The sequence below is a fragment of the Mesorhizobium sp. M4B.F.Ca.ET.058.02.1.1 genome (assembly GCF_003952505.1).
GTDB lineage: Bacteria > Pseudomonadota > Alphaproteobacteria > Rhizobiales > Rhizobiaceae > Mesorhizobium.
This window is the reverse complement of record NZ_CP034450.1, coordinates 4,618,019-4,639,881: the sequence shown is the minus strand read 5'-3', so window position 1 is coordinate 4,639,881 and position 21,863 is coordinate 4,618,019. Positions and strand designations below refer to the sequence as shown.

General features: G+C 57.8%; 15 protein-coding genes and 2 pseudogenes. 5 read left to right on the top strand and 12 right to left on the bottom strand.

The window, feature by feature from the left end:
* The gene (locus EJ073_RS22675) at window positions 1–963 is read right to left on the bottom strand and encodes a CoA ester lyase (protein ID WP_126057685.1); all 963 of its coding nucleotides are present in this window, start codon (window positions 961–963) and stop codon (window positions 1–3) included.
* 646 nt (window positions 964–1,609) lie between these two features.
* On the opposite strand from EJ073_RS22675, the gene EJ073_RS22670 reads away from it, so the two are divergent.
* The 4 genes from EJ073_RS22670 to EJ073_RS22655 all read left to right on the top strand — a co-directional run bounded on the left by EJ073_RS22670 (window position 1,610) and on the right by EJ073_RS22655 (window position 7,109).
* Window positions 1,610–3,088 carry an NAD-dependent succinate-semialdehyde dehydrogenase gene (locus EJ073_RS22670; RefSeq protein ID WP_126057684.1) on the top strand — a complete coding sequence of 493 codons (1,479 nt, stop codon included), beginning with the start codon at window positions 1,610–1,612 and terminating at the stop codon, window positions 3,086–3,088.
* A 12-nt stretch (window positions 3,089–3,100) separates the two neighbouring features.
* A complete protein-coding gene (locus EJ073_RS22665; RefSeq protein ID WP_126057683.1) occupies window positions 3,101–4,498 on the top strand; it encodes an aspartate aminotransferase family protein in 1,398 nt (465 codons plus the stop codon).
* A 143-nt stretch (window positions 4,499–4,641) separates the two neighbouring features.
* Entirely contained in the window at window positions 4,642–5,820 is a 1,179-nt protein-coding gene (locus tag EJ073_RS22660; protein ID WP_348627214.1) for a GlxA family transcriptional regulator, read from the top strand.
* 110 nt (window positions 5,821–5,930) lie between these two features.
* Entirely contained in the window at window positions 5,931–7,109 is a 1,179-nt protein-coding gene (locus tag EJ073_RS22655; protein ID WP_126057681.1) for a M24 family metallopeptidase, read from the top strand.
* 561 nt (window positions 7,110–7,670) lie between these two features.
* On the opposite strand, the pseudogene EJ073_RS22650 reads toward EJ073_RS22655, so the two are convergent.
* From EJ073_RS22650 to EJ073_RS22600, 11 genes and pseudogenes are all read right to left on the bottom strand, one after another.
* Window positions 7,671–8,012: pseudogene (locus tag EJ073_RS22650) on the bottom strand (transposase); the annotation flags it as partial.
* A gap of 486 nt (window positions 8,013–8,498) precedes the next feature.
* Window positions 8,499–9,311, bottom strand: a complete 813-nt coding sequence (gene ehuA / locus EJ073_RS22645; RefSeq protein WP_126057680.1) for an ectoine/hydroxyectoine ABC transporter ATP-binding protein EhuA — start codon at window positions 9,309–9,311, stop codon at window positions 8,499–8,501.
* 1 nt (window position 9,312) lies between these two features.
* Window positions 9,313–9,981: an ectoine/hydroxyectoine ABC transporter permease subunit EhuD gene (ehuD, locus tag EJ073_RS22640; RefSeq protein ID WP_126057679.1), complete on the bottom strand. Its 669-nt coding sequence runs from the start codon at window positions 9,979–9,981 to the stop codon at window positions 9,313–9,315.
* Window positions 9,978–10,643 (bottom strand): ectoine/hydroxyectoine ABC transporter permease subunit EhuC, encoded by a 666-nt coding sequence (ehuC, locus tag EJ073_RS22635; RefSeq protein ID WP_126057678.1) that lies wholly within the window; start codon window positions 10,641–10,643, stop codon window positions 9,978–9,980. The genes ehuD and ehuC (EJ073_RS22635) overlap by 4 nt, the downstream gene beginning before the upstream one ends.
* 845 nt (window positions 10,644–11,488) lie before the next feature.
* Window positions 11,489–12,976: an aldehyde dehydrogenase family protein gene (locus EJ073_RS22630; RefSeq protein ID WP_126057677.1), complete on the bottom strand. Its 1,488-nt coding sequence runs from the start codon at window positions 12,974–12,976 to the stop codon at window positions 11,489–11,491.
* A gap of 283 nt (window positions 12,977–13,259) precedes the next feature.
* Window positions 13,260–14,024, bottom strand: coding sequence for a hypothetical protein (locus EJ073_RS22625; RefSeq protein WP_126057676.1), 765 nt, complete (start codon window positions 14,022–14,024; stop codon window positions 13,260–13,262).
* A gap of 139 nt (window positions 14,025–14,163) precedes the next feature.
* The gene (locus EJ073_RS22620; protein WP_126057675.1) at window positions 14,164–15,006 is read right to left on the bottom strand and encodes a transporter substrate-binding domain-containing protein; all 843 of its coding nucleotides are present in this window, start codon (window positions 15,004–15,006) and stop codon (window positions 14,164–14,166) included.
* A 351-nt stretch (window positions 15,007–15,357) separates the two neighbouring features.
* Window positions 15,358–15,519, bottom strand: a complete 162-nt coding sequence (locus EJ073_RS22615) for a hypothetical protein (protein ID WP_210211259.1) — start codon at window positions 15,517–15,519, stop codon at window positions 15,358–15,360.
* The gene (ehuC, locus tag EJ073_RS22610; RefSeq protein ID WP_126057674.1) at window positions 15,516–16,181 is read right to left on the bottom strand and encodes an ectoine/hydroxyectoine ABC transporter permease subunit EhuC; all 666 of its coding nucleotides are present in this window, start codon (window positions 16,179–16,181) and stop codon (window positions 15,516–15,518) included. The genes EJ073_RS22615 and ehuC (EJ073_RS22610) overlap by 4 nt, the downstream gene beginning before the upstream one ends.
* A gap of 58 nt (window positions 16,182–16,239) precedes the next feature.
* Complete coding sequence (gene ehuB / locus EJ073_RS22605; RefSeq protein WP_126057673.1) at window positions 16,240–17,085, bottom strand: ectoine/hydroxyectoine ABC transporter substrate-binding protein EhuB; 846 nt, start codon at window positions 17,083–17,085, stop codon at window positions 16,240–16,242.
* A gap of 184 nt (window positions 17,086–17,269) precedes the next feature.
* Window positions 17,270–18,448, bottom strand: coding sequence for a M24 family metallopeptidase (locus tag EJ073_RS22600; protein WP_126057672.1), 1,179 nt, complete (start codon window positions 18,446–18,448; stop codon window positions 17,270–17,272).
* 710 nt (window positions 18,449–19,158) lie between these two features.
* Between EJ073_RS22600 and EJ073_RS32795 the strand changes: the two are divergent.
* Window positions 19,159–21,653: pseudogene (locus EJ073_RS32795) on the top strand (FAD-dependent oxidoreductase).
* Window positions 21,654–21,863: the final 210 nt, after the last annotated feature.

Below are 21,863 nucleotides of genomic sequence, written 5' to 3'. Positions count from 1 at the left end.
TTACTGCGCCGCCAGATGCGCCTGGCCGGCGCGCTCGATCGCCTCGTTAACCGCCAATACGTTCCTGGCCATGCGCTCCGACGCGGCGTCGATCATCTTGCCGTCGAGGGCTGCCGCTCCCTTGCCCTGCGCCTCGGCCTCTTTCAGCACTTCGAGGATGCGCCTGGCGCGGGTGACCTCTTTTTCCGGTGGCGAGAAGACGTCGTTGGCGAGCGCGATCTGCGAGGGATGGATCGCCCATTTGCCTTCTATGCCAAGTGCTGCGGCGCGCCTTGCGGCTCCCTTGTAGCCTTCGGGATCGGAGAAATCGCCGAACGGTCCGTCAATGGCGCGCAGGCCGTAGGCGCGGCAGGCGACCGTCATGCGCGACAAAGCGAAATGCCACTGGTCACCGGGATAATCGGGGTTGAGGCCGCCGATGTTGACGGTGCGCGCCTTGTTGCTGGCGGCATAGTCGGCAACGCCGAAATGCATGGCTTCCAGCCGGCCCGGCGTGGCGGCGATCGCCTCGACATTGGCCATGCCGAGCGCGGTCTCGATCAGCGCTTCTAGACCGACACGGGTCTTGAAACCTTTAGCCATCTCGATCTGGTTGACCATGGCCTCGACCATGTAGAGATCCGCTGGAACGCCCACCTTCGGCACCAGGATGGTGTCCAGGCGGTCGCCCGCTTGTTCCATGACGTCGACCACGTCGCGATACATGTAATGGGTATCGAGGCCGTTGATGCGCACCGAGACGGTCTTGCCCTTGGCGCGCCAGTCGATGTCGTTGAGCGCCTGGATGATGTTTTTGCGGGCGCGTTCCTTGTCAGGCGGGGCGACCGCATCCTCGATGTCGAGGAATACGAAGTCGGCGGCGCTGTTCGCCGCCTTGTCGATCATCTCCGGACTGGAGCCGGGAACGGCCAACTCGCTGCGCTGCAGCCTCAGTTTCTTCAGGTGGTTGATCGTGTGGCTCATCGTGGGCTCCCCAGCATCGGGCTGTTGCTTTTCCAAGTCCTTTTGTGTTCTTCACAGGCTAGCACGCCTTGGACGCTGGGGTTCTGCTGCCCAGCCGGTGATGCCGCACAAGATCTGCATATTTGCGGCCGCTTGCGCAGCAAATCCTCTTCCCCTCGTTCTTTCGTCGCCTGGGAAGCGGTTGCCACCCATTGGGAGCGCAGCAGAAATATTTTCGGCAAGAAGATTTTCGATTTAGTGTGATTTTTGGGATTTGCCCCAATCTGTTTTCACAAACCGCAGTGGCGATCTAAGCACAAGATCTCCCCACCAGGTCACCGATCTTACAATCAACTTCCCCACCTTTCGAAGCCCATTACAATCCTGAGGTATACTGCGAAGCCGAAGTGTCCGCTTAGCGTGGCCAACTGCAACTTACCGTTCGCCGCCCCTCGAGGCTGAGTGTGATCGTGGATGGCCACAGGTGACAATGTCATCTTTCCTTGCTGAACCTTGCCCATAAGCCGACAGAGATCAAACGGCAAAAAACCTCAGTCGCATGCCCTTATTCGCAGGAGAACGCCTTGGTGGCCCTCGATCGCGCTGCCAATCGACGCAGTTGCACGGCTATTTTGCCGGAAATGAACGGTCGATTGTGAGGTTAGTAATGAAAGGTACAGCAACTGCCGCGTTAAAGGAGCTCAAAAGGCAGGACCTCCTTCAAAAGTGCGCCTATGTGAATGGAGCTTGGCTCTCCAAGGCTGAGACGATCTTGGTGGTTGACCCGGCTACTGGCCAGGACTTGGCTCACGTGGCTGCCTGTGAGGTGTCTGATGTAGATGACGCGGTCAGCTTCGCGAGGACTGCGTTTGAACATTGGCGCAATGTTCTTCCTTGGGAACGGGGCGCATGTCTGCGGAGATGGGCCGCCGGTATTCGCGAGAATGCGGAAGACCTTTCCACCATCATGACCGCTGAACAAGGCAAACCATTAACCGAGGCGCACGGTGAAATTTTATATGCCGCCAGCTTTCTTGACTGGTTTGCGGCAGAGGGTGAGCGAGCATATGGCGAGACCATTCCGAGCCATCTTGCGGGCAGCCGGCTCTCCGTGCAGATGCAGCCGGTCGGAGTGACGGTCGCTATCACGCCTTGGAACTTTCCGTCGGCGATGATCACCAGGAAAGCAGGAGCCGCCTTGGCTGCGGGCTGCACGATGATTGTGAAGCCAGCCCCGGAAACGCCCTTGTCCGCTCTGGCGCTTGCCCGCCTTGCCGAGGAGGCAGGAATCCCGGCTGGCGTGTTTCAGGTGATCACGGGAGAGGCTGCCCCACTCGCAAAACGGCTATTGGATCATAGAGATGTGCGGGCATTCTCCTTCACGGGCTCGACGGAGGTCGGTCGGATCCTGCTCGAGCAGTCGGCAAAAACCGTGAAGAAGGCTTCGCTTGAGCTGGGCGGCAATGCTCCTTTTATCATTTTCGATGATGCCCCCATGGAGACAGCCGTAGCTGGATGCATAGCAGCCAAATTTGCCACATCCGGTCAGGACTGCCTGGCAGCCAATAGGATCTATGTTCAGCGAGGAAACTATGAGCGCTTCGTGGAAGAATTCGCGAAGGCCACCGGTAAACTGAAAGTCGGGCACGGATTCGAACCCGGCGTCGATATTGGCCCAATGACCAGACCATCCGTCGCCGAAAAGTGCAGACGGCAGGTGTCCGAAGCTCTTTGTTCCGGGGCTCGCATCGTTGTTGGCGGACAGGATAGTCTTCTCGGGGGCAACTTCCTTACCCCGACTGTTCTCGCCGATGTCACGGACGACATGCTGGTGGCGAAGGAAGAGACCTTTGGGCCGGTGGCAGCAGTCCTTCCGTTCGATGAGGAGGCGGAAGTGCTTGCACGAGCCAACAACTCGGAAATGGGCCTTGCGGCTTACGTTTACACAAGAGATCTGAATCGCGCCATGCGGCTAACCGATCAGTTGGAATACGGCATGGTCGCCGTCAACACCCCGAAATTCACCGGCGCTCCCATACCCTTTGGCGGATGGAAACAATCCGGGCTCGGCCGCGAGGGCTCAAGGCATGGTCTCGCCGAATATCTGGAAGCCAAATACGTGTGCATCGGTAATACGGCAAACTGAAGGGACAGACGCATGAGTATCAACATCAAGGACATCAGCGAGAAGGATAGAAATGCTGTCCTGCATCCTTTCACACAACTCAAGGATTTTGCCACCGGCAAGCTCGGCGAGCCGACCATCGTTGAGACAGGCAAAGGCATCCGCATTCAAGATGCGCATGGCAACCAGCTGATCGACGGATTCGCCGGCCTTTATTGCGTCAATGTCGGTTACGGCCGCACCGAGGTCGCCGAAGCGATTTCCCGCCAAGCTTTCCGTCTGGCGTACTATCATTCCTACGCCGCCCACACGACCGACGAGCTCGCAATCCTTTCCGATCGCCTCGTGAAGATGGCGCCGGGCAAGATGAGCAAGGTGTTCTACGGCATGTCCGGCTCGGACGCCAACGAGACGCAGGCCAAGCTCGTCTGGTATTATAATAATCTCCGCGGTAAGCCGACCAAGAAGAAGATCATCTCGCGTGAACGCGGCTATCACGGCTGCAGCGTCGTGTCCGGCTCGATGACCGGCATGAGCTTTTATCACGACCACATGGACCTGCCGCTTCCGCAGATTGTTCACACCGGTGTTCCGCATCATTACTGGGGTGCAACCCCGGGCGAGACCGAACTGGAATTTTCAGCGCGGCGGGGCGAGGAACTTGATCAGCTGATCGAGCGGCTGGGGCCAGACAACGTGGGGGGCTTCATCGGCGAGCCGGTGCTCGGCACCGGCGGCATCACGCCTCCGCCGGAAGGCTACTGGCAAGCAATCCAGGCCGTGCTCAAGAAGCACGACGTGCTGCTCATCGCAGATGAAGTCATAACCGGCTTTGGTCGAACTGGCTCCATGTTCGGCTCGCAGCACTACGGCATCGAGCCAGACCTCATCACGATCGCAAAAGGTCTGACTTCGGCCTATTTCCCGCTTTCCGCGGCAATTGTCGGTGAAAAAGTCTACAAGGTCCTGGAGGACGGGGCGGACAAGGTCGGGGCATTCTCGCACGGATATACATATTCAGGCCATCCGATCGGGGCTGCCGCGGCCAACGCGGTCCTCGACATCGTCGAGAAAGAAGACCTTCCCGGCAATGCCCGTGACGTCGGCGCGTTCTTCCAGGCGCAGCTGCAGGAGAAGTTCGCGCAGTTGCCGATCGTCGGCGAAGTGCGCGGCGTCGGTCTAATGGCTGCAATCGAATTCGTTGCCGATCGCGGCAAGAAGAAACGTTTCGATCCGTCGCTGAAGGTCGGTGCACGCATTTCGAAGGCAGCACGCGACCGCGGCCTGATCGTCCGCGCCATGCCGCATGGTGACATCCTCGGCTTCGCTCCGCCTTTGGTGACAACCAAGTCTGAAGTGGAAGAGATCATTGGCATCGCTGAGAGTGCAGTGCGCTTCGTTATGGATGAGCTCACGAGAGAGGGGGCTTAGCGTCTGAGGCGGGCGACAGCCGAACCTGCAGCGCCAGACGCCCTGATGTCTGCCTTAGGCAGGTTCAGCCTCCTGAGCGGTTCACCGGTGGCGACGCTAGCGAAGATCAATGGACACTTAGCGGGAGAATCCTCGGCACCCGAATGTGGTGGCTCAGCGCCAATCCAAATGCCAAAGCCGGTCGCGCAGTTTTGCACATGGCCGTTTCACGAACGAGAGATCAGGCTAGCAGAAAAGGAACTCCCGGGATGCTAGACTCGCAGTCGACCTGCCGAAATTTTTGCTTTTACCTCCTCCCTGCCTTTTCGCTCCAGGCGTTCTCGTCGGCAGTAGAGGCGCTAAGGCTCGCCAACGAAGTGTTGGGGCGGGACGTGTATAGCTGGCAGGTCGTTTCGGACGACGGGGGTCCTGTGGTCTCAAGTTGCGGGTTGTTGGTATGCGCTGCATCGTCGTTGTCGTTCGAACGTGAAAGAACTCGTCGATCAATCTCAGCGCCGACCGTCGTCGTCGTCGGCGGCCGTAATGCTCCTAGCTCGCACAAACAGCTTGAAGCCTGGTTACGAGAGTGCAGAAACCACCGCAGTTGTCTCGTAGGCATAAGTAGTGGAACGATTGCGCTTGCTCGTGCCGGTGTTGCAGAAGGGCGGCGTTGCGCGGTTCACTGGGAACAGTTTCCTATATTCTCTGAGCGCTTTCTGGGTGTGTCAGCCACTCAAACCGCCTTTGAGCGGGATGGAGACCTGTACACCTGCGCCGGGGGAGACGCTCCCTTCGACATGTTTCTAGATTTGGTTGACCGTCACCATGGGACGATAGTGGTCAATCGTATTTGTGAAAAAGCTATCGCGTGTAGGACCCGTTCAGCCGGTGACCGCCAACGTTTGCCGCTCCATTCACGAGTGCAACTAAACCATCGGGCGGTCATCAAGATAATCGAGGAGATGGAGGCAAACCTCACGGAGCCATTGCTATTAGACGAACTTGTGGGATCAGCCGGCCTTTCCCGACGTCAAATCGAGCGGCTTTTTAGGCGCGAACTGGGATGTTCTCCAAGCCGTTATTATTTGGATCTTCGTCTGGAACGGGCGCATCTGCTGCTCATCAGTTCCCGCCTGCCGGTCGTTGAGATAGCGATGGCTTGCGGCTTTATCTCCGCATCGCATTTCTCAAAAGCGTACCGCGATGCTTACGGGTGCGCGCCGCATCAATCACGACTGCCAGTGCACCAACGAAAAAAAGCGCGCTCGAGCGCGCCGGAAGAAAATAGAATCAGGAAAATCGATCGGAGGCTAAGTTACGAAAGGGTGCCTAACTGCCACTAGCAGAGTTATTCTGTGAAGATCAGTTATGACGCTGGTGTTGGTGATGGGCTCACGTCGATGAGCTCTTGTCGAAACCGGGCTCGAGCGCGATAGAAGAGGATTTTCTCAACATGATACCATTACCATTCCACCCCGACGAATACCGCAGCAGGCTTTCCGCTATCCGCGCGGAAATGGTGCGCCGCAACCTCGATCTTCTCATCGTCAACGATGTCGCCAACCAACATTACATCACCGGCTATGACGGCTGGTCGTTTTACACGCCGCAAATGGTCCTGGTCCGGCTCGCCGACGAGGAGCCGGTCTGGATCGGTCGCGCCATGGATGCCGCCGGCGGGTTGCTGACGGCTTGGATGAAGCCCGAGAACATCGTCGGCTTTCCCGAGGATCATGTCCAGCGCACCGACCGTCATCCGATGGACTGGATTGCCGCCTGGATCGACAGGAAGGGCTGGGGGCGCGGCAATATCGGCATCGAGCTTGAAGCCTACTACTATTCCCCCAAGGCGCATGCGCGGCTGACCGCTGGGCTGCCCAACGCAATCTTTCACGATGCTGACCTTCTGGTGAACTGGATCCGCAGCGTCAAATCGGAGGCCGAGATCGGCTACCTACGCAAAGCCTCGCGTCTTGCCGAGGCGGCGGTCACCGCGGCCTATGAGGTGATAGCGCCAGGCGTTCGCGAGTGCGACGCCATCGCCAAAATCCAGGCCGCTCAGGTAGCTGGATCGCCGGATTTCGCCGGCGACATCACCGCCCTGCCGCCGACCATACTGGGCGGCGAAAATGCATCGGCGCCGCATATCATGTGGAGCGATCGTCGCTTTGGCCACAACGAAACCGTCGCGCTCGAGCTGGCCGGCGTCGTTCGTCGCTATGCCGCCGGTCTGGCGCGGACGCTTCAGCTGGGCGCCATGCCAGCCAAGGTCGGCGACACCGGCAAGGCCGTGCTCGAAGGCATGGAGGCCGTGCTTTCGACCATCAGGCCTGGCGTCTTGGCGGAGGACATCGAGGCGAGCTGGCGCAAGGTCATCCAGAGCTACGGCCTGAAGAAGGAATCCCGCATTGGCTATTCGATCGGCGCGGCCTATCCGCCAGACTGGGGCGAGCACACGATTAGCCTGCGCCAAGGGGATAAGACAATCCTGAAGCCAGGCAATGTCCTTCATTCGATCCTCGGCATGTGGATGGACGGCTGGGGGATCGAAGTGAGCGAAACCATCCTCGTCACCGCTGACGGCTGCGAAACTCTGACCAGCTTCCCGCGAGAGATCCATGTCAAACACTGAACGGCAATGATGGATCCCGCGCTGGAACGCCGATGATCGAACGGCGCCAACTCCATCGCAATTCGGCAACCGTCGAGCAAAGTGAGCGATGCGCCGGCCTTCGAAATTAGTGTTCGAAGAAGCCGGTTCAGCGGCATGAGGCAGAGGCCCGCTTCGGTATTGCCGTCGAAGCCGTCGCGGCTGCCGGTACCGGCCTTTGGCGTACGTTCAGCTTCTTGCAGCGTTCCCGCGCGCGAACGACCGGCGTAGCGGCGGGTTCGATCAACTTGGGAAGGGCGACGCCCAGGTTCTGGCAACCGACGCTAGACGTTTGATCCAGATTTTGATGCGGCTTGTCCTCCGAATCCGGGATGCGCTATGGGCCGGGTTCTTCATGGGAGCGCCACGACGACAGCGGTGTTCCGTCGAGCGATACAGCAAGAGCCTGAAGCGCTATCAAGCTCACCCATCACCGACAAGAATGACTCTGCATCGGGTCCCGGCATAACCCCCTCAAGTATGCGGCGTCTGCTCGGGCTCGGCTTTGGCGTCGCCACGCGAAATTGGCGCGGAGCCTGTCCACCTTTGGAAGCTTAGCCCCTCACGGCGCAGGAATTGCCAAACAGTGTCATGTGAGACTTTCACACCGTGTGCCTCAAGCTCTGCTTTCAACTGATGCAGTGTCAAATGCGGCGCCTTGTCAATTCGCTCCTGGATGAAATCCCGGTGAGGTTCCAGAACGCGCTTTCGGTGGCCACCCGTCTTGCGAGGCTCGATAGAACCGCTCCTTCGGTAGCGCTGCGACCATTTAACGGCGGAAGAAACTGCAATCCCAAAACGAGCCGCGACCGACCGGCAGCTCTCGCCAGCTTCAATCGCAAATACGATGCGCTCGCGCAGGCTCTTGGAGAGGGGTGCTGTCATTCAAGCTTCAGTCCTGGTTAGTCTTGATAAGCGAACCTAGGCAAGAACTGAACACCGGTACGTTCACTGCTCTGAGGTTCTATGTCAAATTCAGTTTGCCGATCGAAATCATCTTACGACAAGATGGTCTCGCTATCCGATGCACTTAGAACGTCAGACCCTTAAGGCGTCTCCGCCGTAGCAAGCTCCGAAGTGGAGGCATGCAGAGATCAATTTTTGCCCATCAAGAAAATGGGCGGAGTTGGACAGCAGCGGTCCTTTCGCGACGGATGGCGCGCAAAGCGCTAGTTGCCAGGCTGACTGGCCATCGCCCAGCAACACTTCGGGCAACGAGAGGAACGGCGCCTCGATCCACCAAAGCCTCTAGGCCAGTACTTCGCTGACCGGTCGGGACGGGCTTAAAAGTAAAGTCGGAACGCTCCACGGCCGTAGTCCCTCAGCGGGTCAAGGCCATGGAATTGGGGACGAAGACTCAATGCGGATCTTTCAAACCGCTTCCTTGACGGCAGAAAGGAACTGCTTTGTGCGGTCGCGCTGTGGGCTGGTGAATAATGTCTGCGGGGGCGCCTGCTCCTCTATCGAGCCGCCATAAAAGAAGCACACGCGGTCAGAGATGTCGCGAGCAAAACCCATCTGATGGGTGACCATGATCATGGTTAGATTGTGCTCGGCGACTAGCTTTCGAATGACATGTGTCACCTCGCCGATGACTTCGGGGTCGAGGGCGGAAGTGACTTCGTCGAAAAGCATCACCTTGGGCCGCATCGCCAACGCGCGGGCTATGGCGACGCGCTGTTGTTGTCCCCCTGATAGACGGGAAGGATGCTGGTCGCGCTTGTCGATCATACCCACCATTTTCAGGAGCTCTTCGGATCGCTCAAGCGCCTCTTTCCTCGAAAGCCCCAGTACCTGGACTGGGCCTTCCATGCAGTTCTGGATCGCGGTCATATGCGGAAACAGGTTGAAGTGCTGGAAACACATCCCGATCGAGGAGCGAATCTTCCGCTGGTATCGCTCGTCTGCCGGCACAAGGATCCCATCGCGGGGCATGTGTGTCAGCGGCTTGCCGTCGACGTATATCACGCCGCCATTGATAGTTTCGAGTGTCATAAGGGCTCGCAACACCGTGGTCTTCCCGGACCCTGAGGGTCCTATAATGGTAACCATCTCTCCTTCGGCCACGTCAAAATCGAGGTGGCTGATGACGTTGAGCCTTCCATAGCTCTTGCTGACGTTCATGAACCGGACCATGGGGCGGTCATTCTCCGGCAGTTCAAGGGGATAGTCGGTATTGCTCATTTTACAGTCCTAGTCTCAGCCGCAGCCGTCGTTCGAACATCCTGACGAGTCCGGCCGTCGGAAGCGAGATCAAGAGGAAAATCAGGCCAACCAAAGTAAAAGGTTCCAAATACCTGTAGTTCTCGGACCCTAACGCGTTGGCCGTGTGCATTAGCTCCATGACACCAATCACCGACAGCATGGGCGTGTCCTTGAGGATGCCCACCAGGTAGTTGCCGAGGCCTGGCACCGCAGGCGCAAGCGCCTGCGGGATGATGATGCGTACATAGGTGACGCGGGGGGACATGTTCAGCGCACGGCACACTTCCCATTGCCCGGGAGCCACGGAATTGAGGCCTGCGCGGTAAACCTCTGAGAGATAGGCCGAATAGTGCAGACCGATCGCAAAGATGCCGGATACCCAGGGCGACAGGAAAATCCCGAACTGGGGTCCGACGTAGAAAACAAAGAAAATCTGCAGGACCAAGGGCGTGGACCGGATGAATTCAATCAGCTCCCTGACGACAAATGTCAGTGCGGGCCACTTTGTGCGTTGTGCAAGAGCGAGCAGCAGGCCGCCGACCAGAGCGATTGCATACCCGACCCCGGCCGCAATCAACGTGTTGAGGGTTGCCCACAGCAACTGTGGCAGGATCTCCCACGTAAAATCCCAGCGCCAGTTGAATGTCATGCCCTTCCAAGCCTCCGGGCAACCAAGCGTTCGGCCCAGCGCATCATCGGGGTTATGAGGAACCTGGCAAGGATGTAGTAGATAATCAAAGCTGTTCCAAACGCCTGCGCCGACAGATAGGTCGAGGCGTTGATCTGGCGTGTCTGGAACATGAGATCGGCGACCGAGATGAGGGAGACCAGGGCGGTTCCCTTGAGAAGCTCGATCAGGAGATTACCCCACGGCGGAAGCATGATCGCCAGCGCTTGCGGCAGTATGATCCTGCGCATCCTCACGCCCTGCGGCATCGACAGCGCGGTTCCCGCTTCCCATTGTCCGCGCGGAACTGACTCTATGGCGCCGCGCACAATCTCGGCGCCATAGGCACCGATATTGAGGCCGACGGATATGTAGCCGGCGGTGAAGTTCGGAAGCGTTATACCAAACAGCGGCAACACGAAGAAAATCCAATATAGCTGCACCAGCAGCGACGTTCCGCGGAACACTTCAATGTAAATCACCGAAGCGCCGCGGACCAGCGGGTTTCTCGAAATCTTTCCAAGTCCTGCCACATGGGCGACCAAGATCGCAATGAGAGCAGCGAGCAGGAACTGCGTGCATGTGACCAGCGTTCCCTGCAGTAGAACGGGCTTAAATTGTTGGAGAAACTCCAAAATTGACATTCACCATCCTCTTTACGCATCGGAACTAAGGCCTAGTCCCGAATGCCACCGTCAGTGGAGGGCGCTAGCTCTGCGGTCCTGTTTCTTGGGCATAGGGTCGAATCTCAGAGCTCACATGACCCGACAAATGTCCTTCCATAACCCTCCGCCTGGCCGTTAAGGTAGCACGCTTCCAAGACCGATTTGGGCTCGTATAGCTCTTGCCACGCAGGAAATCTGCGTTCTTTTTGGTATTGGCGCATAATCTGATCGAGGAAAGACCTGTTCCGTTATGGGGGCAGCGCCAGGGGGAGACAACCCCGGCGGGAAGCCGTACCCAGCAACTCGGCATCCGCCACATTGCAATGACCTGGCTGGCGCCGTCCGGCGGCGACCCCTCCCCGGAATACCAGAAATCGCGTGATCTCACATGCGCAGAAGGCATCAGGGTGGCGAGGTGCAGTGCGCGACATAGCAGAGCTGCGGGTCCTCATGCGGAACGTGCTGGCCCTTCCGGCAAGAGCTGACGCCGCATCGCTGGAGCTTTAACGCAAGCGTTCGCCAACGACGCCAAGGCCGTCCGTAAGGCAGCGCGGTACCCGTTCGAGGTCGTCCGAATCTTCGCGAAGGATGTCCGAGAAATTCTGCTCGAAAAGAGGGAGTGGCGGTGCCGCGGGCCAGACATATGACCTGAACCGCAATAAGTTGAGCAATTTTTCAATCCTGAACTGGCAGCCGTGGCCCTCTGATCAGCCCATCGCGTCCGGCGCTACGTTCGCGCAACGAAAAAGCTTGGCAAATGCCGGCGTCTCGGCCGCCACACCCAACGTGTGGCGGATGGCGAACAACTGCTGGCGACAACTAGGTCAAGTGGAGCTGTTGCGGACGCTGTTGCCCGAACCAGACAAGGGTTGTGAGATCCGGATGCCAATATTTCTGGTCTGCACGTAGCCATCAAGGGCTTCCTGACCCTTTTCCCTGCCGTAGCCAGACTTCTTCACTCCACCGAACGGCGTTTCTACGCCGCCGACGTACCATCCATTCACGTACACTTGGCCAGCCCAAAGGCGATCCGCGCTCCAAAGAGCCCGGTCGATATCCCGGGTGAAAACGCCCGCTGCCAAGCCTTGATCGGTATCGTTGGCCAGTTCGATCCCTTTTATCGGATCATCGAAACCAGTAACGGAAAGAACAGGACCGAAGACTTCTTTCTGAAAAAGACTACTGTCGGGCGCGACATCGGCAAATACAGTCGGCGCCATGAAATAGCCGCTTCGCACCGAAAGTGCAGTTCCGCCGGCCACAAGCCGTGCCCCTTGCGACAGGGCCATCCGGCAGGCGCTCTCGACCCCCTCTCGCTGCTTTTGAGAGATCAACGGGGTGATGTCGCAGTTTTCGCGTCCTGGTCCAATTGAGAGTCCTTCGACGCAGGCCTTCACTCTTTCTAACGTTTCATCAGCGATTGAACGCTCTACAAGCAATCTTGTTAGGTTGTTGCAATTCTGGCCAGCATTTAGATAGGTTCCGATACGCACCGCTTCCACGACGGCGTCGAGATCGGCATCGGAATAAACGACAGCGGCCGATTTGCCGCCCAGTTCCATGATGCAGGGTACGATGCGCTCCGCTGCAGCCTTGAGGACGGTTCGCCCGGTTGCCATGGAGCCCGTAAAGACGATGTGGCGAACATCGGGATGATCGATCAGCGCCTGGCCTGCCGTCTGGCCATACCCAGTGAGCACGTTTACGGCTCCGGCAGGCAGGCCCGCGGTCTCACAGGCGCGAGCAAGTTCTATGCCTGATAAAGGAGCCAGTTCGGGGGACTTCACTACCACTGAGTTACCAGTTGCAATGGCGCAAGCTAGTGAACGGGCCGTCAGTTCGAGGGGGCCGTTCCAAGGAACGATCTGGGCTGACACTCCGAAGGGGCTTCTAACCGTATAGTCAACAAGATCCGCCCCCCGCGGAATAGAGCGACCTTCGAGCTTGTCCGCCAAGCCAGCGTAGTACCGCAGGTATCTGACGGCGGTCCGAACCTCGCCACGGGCAAGGTCCAACGCCTTCCCAGTCTCTATGCAGTTAATGATCGCGACCTCGTCGCTGCGTGCCTCAAGTGCGTCCGCCACGCGGAAAAGCATGCGCCCACGGTCGTACGGGTGCATGTCTATCAAAACGCGGTCGCGAAAGACACGGTCGGCGGCAGCAACGGCGAGATGCACTTCTTCAGGTCCTGCCTCTGCAATAACCGCTACCGTCTCTCCGTTTGAAGGGTCATCAACCTCGATCCGTTTGCCAGACGAACAATCTCTCCACTCCCCATCGATGAAATTCTTGATCACTTCTGCGCTCGACATCAAAGTCCTCCAGTTTACCCATTATCCGATCCGAGCCGGTCAAAAGAAGCGCAGGCTTTCGCTGAGTCATTAGGGAGGCTCCTTCGCATTTGCGCGTTTCGGGCCTGCAGAGCATTAGGGCGGCTTGCAGAGGCTCGGGCCGAATTAATATTGGCCGTTTGTGAGCCGGACTCAGCTATTCTGGAGCCGAACCTCGAACCGCAAGTTGGCCGCGGTTGCAATGCCCGGGGTGGTTCAAAAGGCTGGGTTGGCAGTTTGAGAACTTATCTAGCACCCTTGAAGATTACAGCATCAGGAGCTGGCCATGGCCGACTATTGGCTTCCCATATTGCGCGAGCCTCAATGCGTCCCACAGCATAGCCTGGTTTGCAGTTATCACTGGCTTGCCGAGGCGCGCCTCCAGGCGGTCGATTATGCTTGAAGTCCGAAGGAGGGTGCATGGGATGAAAAGAGCTTCAGCTTCAGAGGAATCGAACGAGCAAGAGGCCTCGAAGATACTTTCCGGGGAAAGTCCGGCGATGTCGGAATCATTTTTGCAGTGGAATGAAGCAGACGCGCAGACCGAAATACCCGACCTGCTGAGGGCCTCGGTGACGACAGCGCCTACCTGATCGATATAAGGTGTGAGCATGGCGATGCGTTTCACCTCGAGCCTGTCGAAGGCGCGCAAAGCTCCTGTCATCGGTGAGGTTAAGGAGGCCCCGGGTCGGGTTGTATGTAGCTCCTCTTCAAACCTTTTCTGCGAGATGATGGCTGATCCCGATGTGCAGGCGTAGGCAAATACTTTGACGACACCTGGCGGGTCGAATAGCTCGCCAACCTTAGCGATCTCATCAACATGGCGGTAGAGGTTTTCGACCGTACTGGGCTCGTGATGCTTCATCCTGGCGGCACAGAAACTGATGCCGTCATCATGCATCATTCTGCGCAATTCAAGCTCTGTGAGGACGTCGTTGGACGGGGTTATCAATCCGATGACGGTCTCAGTTGCCACAGCAGGATATGATGGCTCAACGTGAGTGGTGTAGAACGCAGTCTCACTAGGCATCTCAAAGTTCTCCGTGCGTACGATCCGTTTCCGGATTAGACTCGTACTTTCTGATATGTCATCCCTGGTTTTTCGCAGAGCGGCTGCTGATGAAATTGGCTGTGCTAGAGGCAGTCGCCTGCCTCTAGCACACAAGTTTTCAGCGATGAGCGCAGACCCATTCTGTTGTTGTATCGCCTGGCAACGCCTTCTCGTCGTAACCATCTTCTGCCGCAGCCTTCATCATCTCAGGCGTTCCGAGATAGCGCTTCAGTTCGGTATTGAATTTTGCCACGAAATCTTTGTCTGAATTCCTAAATCCAATACCTATCCAAGCGGACGATTCCTCCGGCATCAAGGCGGGATTGGTGGCCTCCACCTTCCCTCCAGATTTTTTGGCGATATCCTGGACGACTGTATAAGACGTCACTCCGGCGGCTGCTCGACCAGCGATCACCGCCGCAAGAATTTCGGTACCTCCTGGAACCTCCATAATCTGCGATGCGGGCACGCCCAGCTTCTTAGCGATCTCGATGCCAGCGTAGCCTGCCCCAGTCACCATGGTCGCATTCTTAGTCACCAAATCCTTGTACGTAGTGATTTGTTCCGGATTTCCGGATTTCACCATGAAGACATCTGTTTCTTTAGAAACAGGCTCCGAGAATGTTATGTTGTCGCACCTCTTTTTATTGATATACATGCCACCTGTAATTAAATCCAACCGGCCGGCTTGCAGCCCCGGGATCAACCCACCCCAATCGGTCACCACAGGCTCGATATTGGTGTAACCCATTGAACGAAGAACCCCTTCGGCAATGGCATTTACGTACCCCAGAGGCTTGTTGCCCTCACCAGGATATGCCTGTGGCGGCTCGGAAGCAAAGCCGAGACGAATTGTCTTGCCGCTTGCCGCGCGATCAGCAAGCTCACCTGTGTAAGCGGGCGCCGTCAGACCGACGACGACGAGCCCAATGCTCAGAAAAATCTTGGTTATACGTTCCATTCTGTTCCCTTTTCTTGTTCTGTTGAACGCGCGCCTCTCGGCGGCGATGGGCGTTCTTCCTTTGCACTTCGAGCAAGAGACGCTTGCATCAGGTATGATAGGCCATTTTAAGTGCTCCTTTCTGCGAAGAACGCAGCTCTTGGGCGTTGCAGCTGCAAAACTTCCCGCCCAAGCGCAGAGATCCTGCGTGCACGAGCACCATCGAAATGGATGACTTAATACGGCTGAGCAGATCGGTGGAATGCTGCGGAGGGCACGGGGAGCATCTTCGCAACGCGAGAGACCTGAGCCTCAGCCGGCATTTTCGTGTCTCCGGTGCCTTCAGCGGCGCCGGAAGACAATCTCTGGATCTTAATCCTGAAGGCGGTCGTCGAGGGGCGCGAGCGCGAGCAGCAGGCCGCCGACCAGAGCAATTGAATACCCGATCCCGGCCGCAATCAACGTGTTGAGGGTAGCCCACAATAACTGTGGCAGGATCTCCCACGTAAAGTCCCAGCGCCAGTTGAATGTCATGCCCTTCCAAGCCTCCGGGCAACCAAGCGTTCCGCCCAGCGCATCATCGGGGTTATGAGGAACCTGGCAAGGATGTAGTAGATAATCAAAGCTGTTCCAAACGCCTGCGCCGACAGATAGGTCGAGGCGTTGATCTGGCGTGTCTGGAACATGAGATCGGCGACCGAGATGAGGGACACCAGGGCGGTTCCCTTGAGAAGCTCGATCAGGAGATTACCCCAAGGCGGAAGCATGATCGCCAGCGCTTGCGGCAATATGATCCTGCGCATCCTCACGCCCTGCGGCATCGACAGCGCGGTTCCCGCTTCCCACTGTCCGCGCGGAACTGACTCAATGGCGCCGCGCACAATCTCGGCGCCATAGGCACCGATATTGAGGCCGACGGATATGTAGCCGGCGGTGAAGTTCGGAAGCGTTATACCAAACAGCGGCAACACGAAGAAAATCCAATATAGCTGCACTAGCAGCGACGTTCCGCGGAAGATCTCTATGTATACAACGCTTACACTCCGGATAGGCCACTTGCTCGACAGTTTGCCGATGCCTGCGGCCCCGGCGGCAGCTACAGCGACCAGCGTAGCAAGCAAGAATTGCGCGCATGTGACCAAGGTCCCCTGTAAGAGCGCCTGGCCATAGTTTTGGAGAAACTCCAAGATTGACATTCGCCATCCTGCGTCAGACACGGCCGGGAGGCAAGCCTCCGGCCGTGTCTGGGCGGGGTCAGCGGTTGGCGCAAACCCACTCCGCACTCTTGTCATTTGGTAGCAGCTTTGCGTCGTAGCCATAAGGCTCGACAGCCTTCATCATCTCGGGCGTACCGATGTATTTTTTCTGAGCCTCGTTGAACTTCTCCACAAAGTCCTTGTCCGACTCTCGGAAGGCTATGCTGACCCAGTTTTGAGTTGATTCCGGCATTGCATCCGGGTCGGTTACGTCAAGTTTTCCACCCGATTTGCCAGCCACAGATCGAGACAACAGGTATCCCGATGCCCCGGCATCTGCTCGTCCCGCCTCGACCGCTGCAAGAATTTCTGTCTGTCCCGGCACTTGCATGATTTGATCTTCCGGAACTCCTGCCTTTTTCGCTTGCTCTATATTGCTATATCCTATGCCGGTCACCATAGTCGCCCCCTTGGCTGCGATATCTGCATAATTGTGCAGCCCTTTAGGATTGCCAGCTTTGACGATAAGCGCGTCGGTCACTTTCGCCAAAGGCTCGGAAAATGTAACGCTTTGGCACCTTGATTTAAGGATGTAGAGCCCCCCGGTAGCCATATCAAACCGTCCAGACTGCAGTCCGGGTATAAGTCCGCCCCAATCTGTTACGACGATCTCTACGTTTTCGTAGCCCATCTGCTTAAGGACGCCGAGAGTAATCGCGTTTACAAACCCTACTGGGTGACCATTACTGTCCGGAAAGGCGAACGGCTCTTCGTTCGCGAAGCCGATGCGGATGGACTTGCCGCTGGCGATACGGTCGGTTAGTTCTCCTGCGTGGGCCTGAAAAGCGGCAAGCGCGACGGCAAGGCCCAAGCCAGCCGCAATGTATGAAAGTCTGATCTTCATTTCTCGTTCCCTTCTTATTTGTTGAATTATCCAGCAGCCCGGGATGGGCGTTTCCAGCTTTGTAGAAGCGTCTTTTTTTGCAGAAGCTGATCTCCTATTTCGTTGAGTAACAAACCGGTGTTGGGCGATTGCCGCATAGTCCGGGCCCGCCAAGGCGTTATTCGAAAAGTTGATGGGCTAATAATCAGTCGATAACGACCAAGCGGCGCTCCACATCGCAGAAGCGCTGGCCGCCCTTCGCTGTGACCACGAAAGGTTCTGAGATCGCTGCGCCAAAATCGTCGAGCCACACTCCGGATTGGAAGTGGAAGCACATTCCTTCCTGCAATAGCGTTGTTTCACCCGCGCGGATGCTGATAGTGCGTTCGCCCCAGTCCGGCGGGTAGCCAACACCGATTGAGTAGCCGACGCGGCTGTCTTTGCTGTAGCCATTCCGTTTCAGTGTACGTTGGAATACGGCGGCTACCTCTTCGACGGCCACGCCCGGCTTGGCCGCTTCGAGTGCGAGGTCGCCGCCTTCAACGATCACGGAGGCCAGACGCGAGATTTCTTGTGGCGGCTGTCCGACGTGAATTGTGCGGGTCAGGGGCGCGTTATAGTGGCGACGTGCCGCGCCAAGCTCCATCACCACTAGCGCTGACTCGGGGATCGCCTGGCCCGTCCATGTGAGGTGGCAAGTGCTCGTCCCCTCACCAATCTGGATTAGGGGACACAGACCAGTGTAGTCGCCGAACTTGCCCTCACCCAAAATCTGATTGCGGTAAATGTCCCCTACGACCTCATAGTCGCGAACCCCCGGCTTGAGCTTCGCAATCGCCTCTCGCATAGTTCTGCTAATGATACGACCCGCCTCTCGCATATAGACGAGCTCGGCTTCTGACTTGACGAGCCTCGCCCAGTTTACAAGTTCCCGACTGTCCGAGATCTTCGCATTAGGCAGGCCTCTAACAAGGTGCTGATGGGCCCGCGCGGTGTAGTAGTGAGTGTCGAGCTCGACGCCGATGCGATCGGAACCCCACCCTTTGGAATTGATGAGCCCGCACAAATCATCGAAAGGATGATTTTCCGGATGGTGAACCAAAGTCTCCGCGAATCCGAAGATGTTCTCGGCCGGCAAGTTTGTTGTAACGGTAGCCGATTTTGCGTCGATCGGGCGCCCGAACCAAAGAGGCATATCCTCGTTGACATGGACTAGCACTGCCTGCGGCGTGTAGAAGGACCAACTGTCGTAGCCCGTAAGCCAGTACATATTGGCTGGATCCTGGCAGATGAGGAGATCAAGACCAGCTTTTTGCATCCGCTTCTTCGTGTCCTGGACGCGCCAGTCGAACTCCTCACGCAGAAAAGGTTTTTGGTAGCTCATGCATATGATCCTTCTCGAAATTGAGCATGTGCGCTCTTGAGTTCGCCCAAGCTCGTGCGGCCCAGGACGACCGCAGGCGACGCCCGGAAATCTTGATGCCCATTCTCGCACGTCCCAGTTTGCTTGTGTTGCGGGTGCTCAGGCGAGCATTTGTCTCAAGGCATTCTCAGTCAAATGCAGTGTTTATATTGGCATCATCTCGCTTCGAGATGCCGGGGCCTGCAGACAAGAAATTGCGCGTTGAAGAATGCCGCTGGCTTCGACTAAAGACGCCCATGTCACCTGACGCTGGGCCATCTGCACCCATCGTGCCCATATGGATTTTGTCTTCGGCTTGGGCACCGGCGCTTACGACAATCGAGGCGGCGCGGGGCAGCCGCTATGCTGGGAACCACTGCCCAAGGTCCTGATATTTATAAGGGCGCCGGTTCCCTCGACCCCTGTCGGCACGTGATTGGGTGCCGATCTCGGCGCGTTCCCGCTCCAGAGTCACCATCCGATTATGTTGCACGGCGGCCCTTCAAGTCATCACCACATTTACCCTGGTGCATTCTGCTGGAGTCACGCTGCATTGGGCCGCCTCACGGCGCAGAAATACTGCACTCCTGGTATGCAGATCAGCGGAAATCAGAGCATATCTGACAATATTTTATTGGCCACGACCAGTCCGCCTTAGCCCGCGCTTTCGCCCAAGCTCCAACAGGTTTCAAATGGCCAGCAAAGTACCATCGCATGTCGAATACGTTGTCATCGGAGGCGGCATAATCGGCCTCTCGATAGCCTATCACCTGACACGTCTCGGCCACCGGGACGTTCTGCTTCTGGAGCGCGACCAACTGACATGCGGCACGACCTGGCATGCTGCGGGCCTGGTGACGCAACTCCGCGCCAACGAGACCATGGCAAAGCTCGCTCAATACTCTGCGGATCTGTTCAGGGACCTCGAAAATCTAACCGGTCAGGCAACTGGTTTTCGGCAAACCGGCTCCATCACTGTCGCCGCGACCCAGGACCGCCTAGAAGAGCTTAAGCGCGGGTCTTCGATGGGCCGCTCGTTTGGCCTGGACGTGGAGATGATAAGCGCTGCGGAAGCCCGACGCCGCGTTCCATTGCTCGATGTCAGTGATGTCCTGGGGGCGGCATGGATCGCTTCCGACGGGATGACCAACGCTATCGATACCGCCCGTGCTTTCGCAACTGGGGCGAGGCAGGGTGGAGCAACGATCCTTGAGCGGACACCCGTCACGCGCATCCTCGTCGAGAAGGGCCGTTTTGTCGGCGTGGAAACTAGTCAGGGAACGGTCCGAGCTGAACGGGCGGTCATCTGCACCGGCCTATGGACGCGGAATATAGCTGCTGAACTTAACTGGTCGGTGCCATTGCAGGCTGCCGAGCATTTCTATGTTGTCACCGAGGCGATTCTCGACCTACCCCATGACCTACCGACGATCCGCGATATGGACGCGCGCGTATATGCAAAGGCAGACGCCGGGAAATTGCTCGTAGGTTTCTTCGAGGCCAATGGCAAACCTTGGGGCATGAACGGCATCCCCAGGATTTCAGCTTCGATTCGTTGCCCGAAGATTTCGACCACATCGAACCGTATCTCTCTGCGGCCATCGAGCGCATGCCCGTCCTGGCAAATGTCGGCCTCCAACTGAATTTCAACGGCCCTGAGAGCTTCACGCCTGATAACCGGTTCCACCTCGGGCCATCGCCTGAAATTCAAGGTCTGTATGTCGCCTCTGGATTCAATTCCTGCGGTATCGAGTCCTCGGGTGGGGCGGGCAAGGTCATGGCAGAGTGGATGTCGACAGGTTTGCCAGCGGGAGACTGCTGGGAGATGGACGTCCGGCGGTCAATGCCCTTCCAGCGGAATAGGCGGTATCTGTACGACCGCACGGTGGAGGCGGTCGGCAACCTCTGGTCGCTTCATTTGCCGCATAAGTCGCCGACGACCGCACGCAACGTCCGCGTGTCCCCCCTGCACGACCGCCTATCCGCCGTCGGCGCGAATTTCGGCGAAAGCGCAGGGTGGGAACGCGTTCAATGGTTTGGTGCGCCTGGATCGCCGAATGAAAGCCATGCAACGTTCGGCCAGGACGAATGGTTCGAGCGAAGTGGCGCGGAGCATGCCGCCACCCGCTCCGGCGTCACTCTGTTCGACCAAACCTCCTTCGCGCACCTTCTGGTGCAGGGTTCGGATGCCCTTGCGCTGCTACAGTGCTTGTCCACGAACGACGTGAACGTAGCCGTTGGCCGTGTTGTCTATACGCCGTGGCTGAACGAGCGAGGCGGTATGGAGTCCGACGTCACTATCGCACGCATCAGTGACGAGGAATTTCTTGTCGTGACAGCGGCGGTCCAACGCACCCGTGATCTCGCCTGGCTGCGCTTGCATGCCAAGGGAGCCGGCCACGTCTCGGTTGCCGACGTATCATCCGGATATACGACCCTCTCCGTGATGGGTCCGCGATCGCGTGAGTTACTGGAGCGCGTCAGTCCTGCGGATTTTTCTAACGAGGCATTTCCCTTCGCAACGGCTCGTGAAATCGAGGTCGGGTATAGCCTCGCGCTCGCATTCCGGATGACCTTTGTCGGCGAGTTGGGCTGGGAACTTCACATCCCGACCGAACAAACACTAGGGGTTTACGACGCCCTGGTGGCCGCCGGTGCCGATCTCGGCCTAGGCCACGCCGGATATGTCGCTCTCAACACGCTGCGCCTGGAAGCGGGCTACCGTGACTGGGGTGCAGATGTTGGTGATGAGGACACCCCGTTGGAATCGGGACTGGGGTTCACGGTTGCCTGGGATAAGCGCGAGGATTTCATCGGACGCGCTGCACTCGAGGCCCAGCGCGGCAAACCCTTGCGCCGGCGGCTGGTCCAGCTCGCTGCCCCAGATGCCAAATCGTTGATGTTCGGGACCGAGCCTGTCTGGCGTAACGGCAGCCTTGTCGGATACCTGCGATCGGCTGGATTTGGCCACACTGTCGGCTGTGGCATCGGCATGGGATATCTCACGGCAGAAGCCGGGGTGACGGCTGATTGGCTGTCCGGAGGGTCATTCGAAATCGAGATCGCTGGGGAGCGCTATTCCGCCATAGCTTCTCTGCGGCCATTCTATGACGCCGGACGCAGCCGCGTGAAGGGCGAGTGGCGTGCTGTGGAGGAGTTGGTGGCGAAAGAGCTCCTCAAGGCCTGAAAACTAGACTGCGCAATCTTGGACGACTGAGCTGCGCCTCTGGTCGACCAGCACGCGCTGCATCGGGTCGCGCATCGATTGGGGATAAGATGCCCACACACGCGGCCCGCTATGACGTCGTTGCTACAGGCCAGCTTAACGCTGGCCTCGTTTCAACGGCCCTCAGCTAGGGCAACGGTATTTGTGCTCTGGCTGGCATAACGTGGGCGA

What these genes read in the sequence shown, in the direction of transcription:
- EJ073_RS22675 (WP_126057685.1), bottom strand. Translation starts at nt 963, where the DNA reads ATGAGCCACACGATCAACCACCTGAAGAAACTGAGGCTGCAGCGCAGC.
- EJ073_RS22670 (WP_126057684.1), top strand. Translation starts at nt 1,610, where the DNA reads ATGAAAGGTACAGCAACTGCCGCGTTAAAGGAGCTCAAAAGGCAGGAC.
- EJ073_RS22665 (WP_126057683.1), top strand. Translation starts at nt 3,101, where the DNA reads ATGAGTATCAACATCAAGGACATCAGCGAGAAGGATAGAAATGCTGTC.
- EJ073_RS22660 (WP_348627214.1), top strand. Translation starts at nt 4,642, where the DNA reads ATGTGGTGGCTCAGCGCCAATCCAAATGCCAAAGCCGGTCGCGCAGTT.
- EJ073_RS22655 (WP_126057681.1), top strand. Translation starts at nt 5,931, where the DNA reads ATGATACCATTACCATTCCACCCCGACGAATACCGCAGCAGGCTTTCC.
- ehuA (WP_126057680.1), bottom strand. Translation starts at nt 9,311, where the DNA reads ATGAGCAATACCGACTATCCCCTTGAACTGCCGGAGAATGACCGCCCC.
- ehuD (WP_126057679.1), bottom strand. Translation starts at nt 9,981, where the DNA reads ATGACATTCAACTGGCGCTGGGATTTTACGTGGGAGATCCTGCCACAG.
- ehuC (WP_126057678.1), bottom strand. Translation starts at nt 10,643, where the DNA reads ATGTCAATTTTGGAGTTTCTCCAACAATTTAAGCCCGTTCTACTGCAG.
- EJ073_RS22630 (WP_126057677.1), bottom strand. Translation starts at nt 12,976, where the DNA reads ATGTCGAGCGCAGAAGTGATCAAGAATTTCATCGATGGGGAGTGGAGA.
- EJ073_RS22625 (WP_126057676.1), bottom strand. Translation starts at nt 14,024, where the DNA reads ATGCCTAGTGAGACTGCGTTCTACACCACTCACGTTGAGCCATCATAT.
- EJ073_RS22620 (WP_126057675.1), bottom strand. Translation starts at nt 15,006, where the DNA reads ATGGAACGTATAACCAAGATTTTTCTGAGCATTGGGCTCGTCGTCGTC.
- EJ073_RS22615 (WP_210211259.1), bottom strand. Translation starts at nt 15,519, where the DNA reads ATGACATTCAACTGGCGCTGGGACTTTACGTGGGAGATCCTGCCACAG.
- ehuC (WP_126057674.1), bottom strand. Translation starts at nt 16,181, where the DNA reads ATGTCAATCTTGGAGTTTCTCCAAAACTATGGCCAGGCGCTCTTACAG.
- ehuB (WP_126057673.1), bottom strand. Translation starts at nt 17,085, where the DNA reads ATGAAGATCAGACTTTCATACATTGCGGCTGGCTTGGGCCTTGCCGTC.
- EJ073_RS22600 (WP_126057672.1), bottom strand. Translation starts at nt 18,448, where the DNA reads ATGAGCTACCAAAAACCTTTTCTGCGTGAGGAGTTCGACTGGCGCGTC.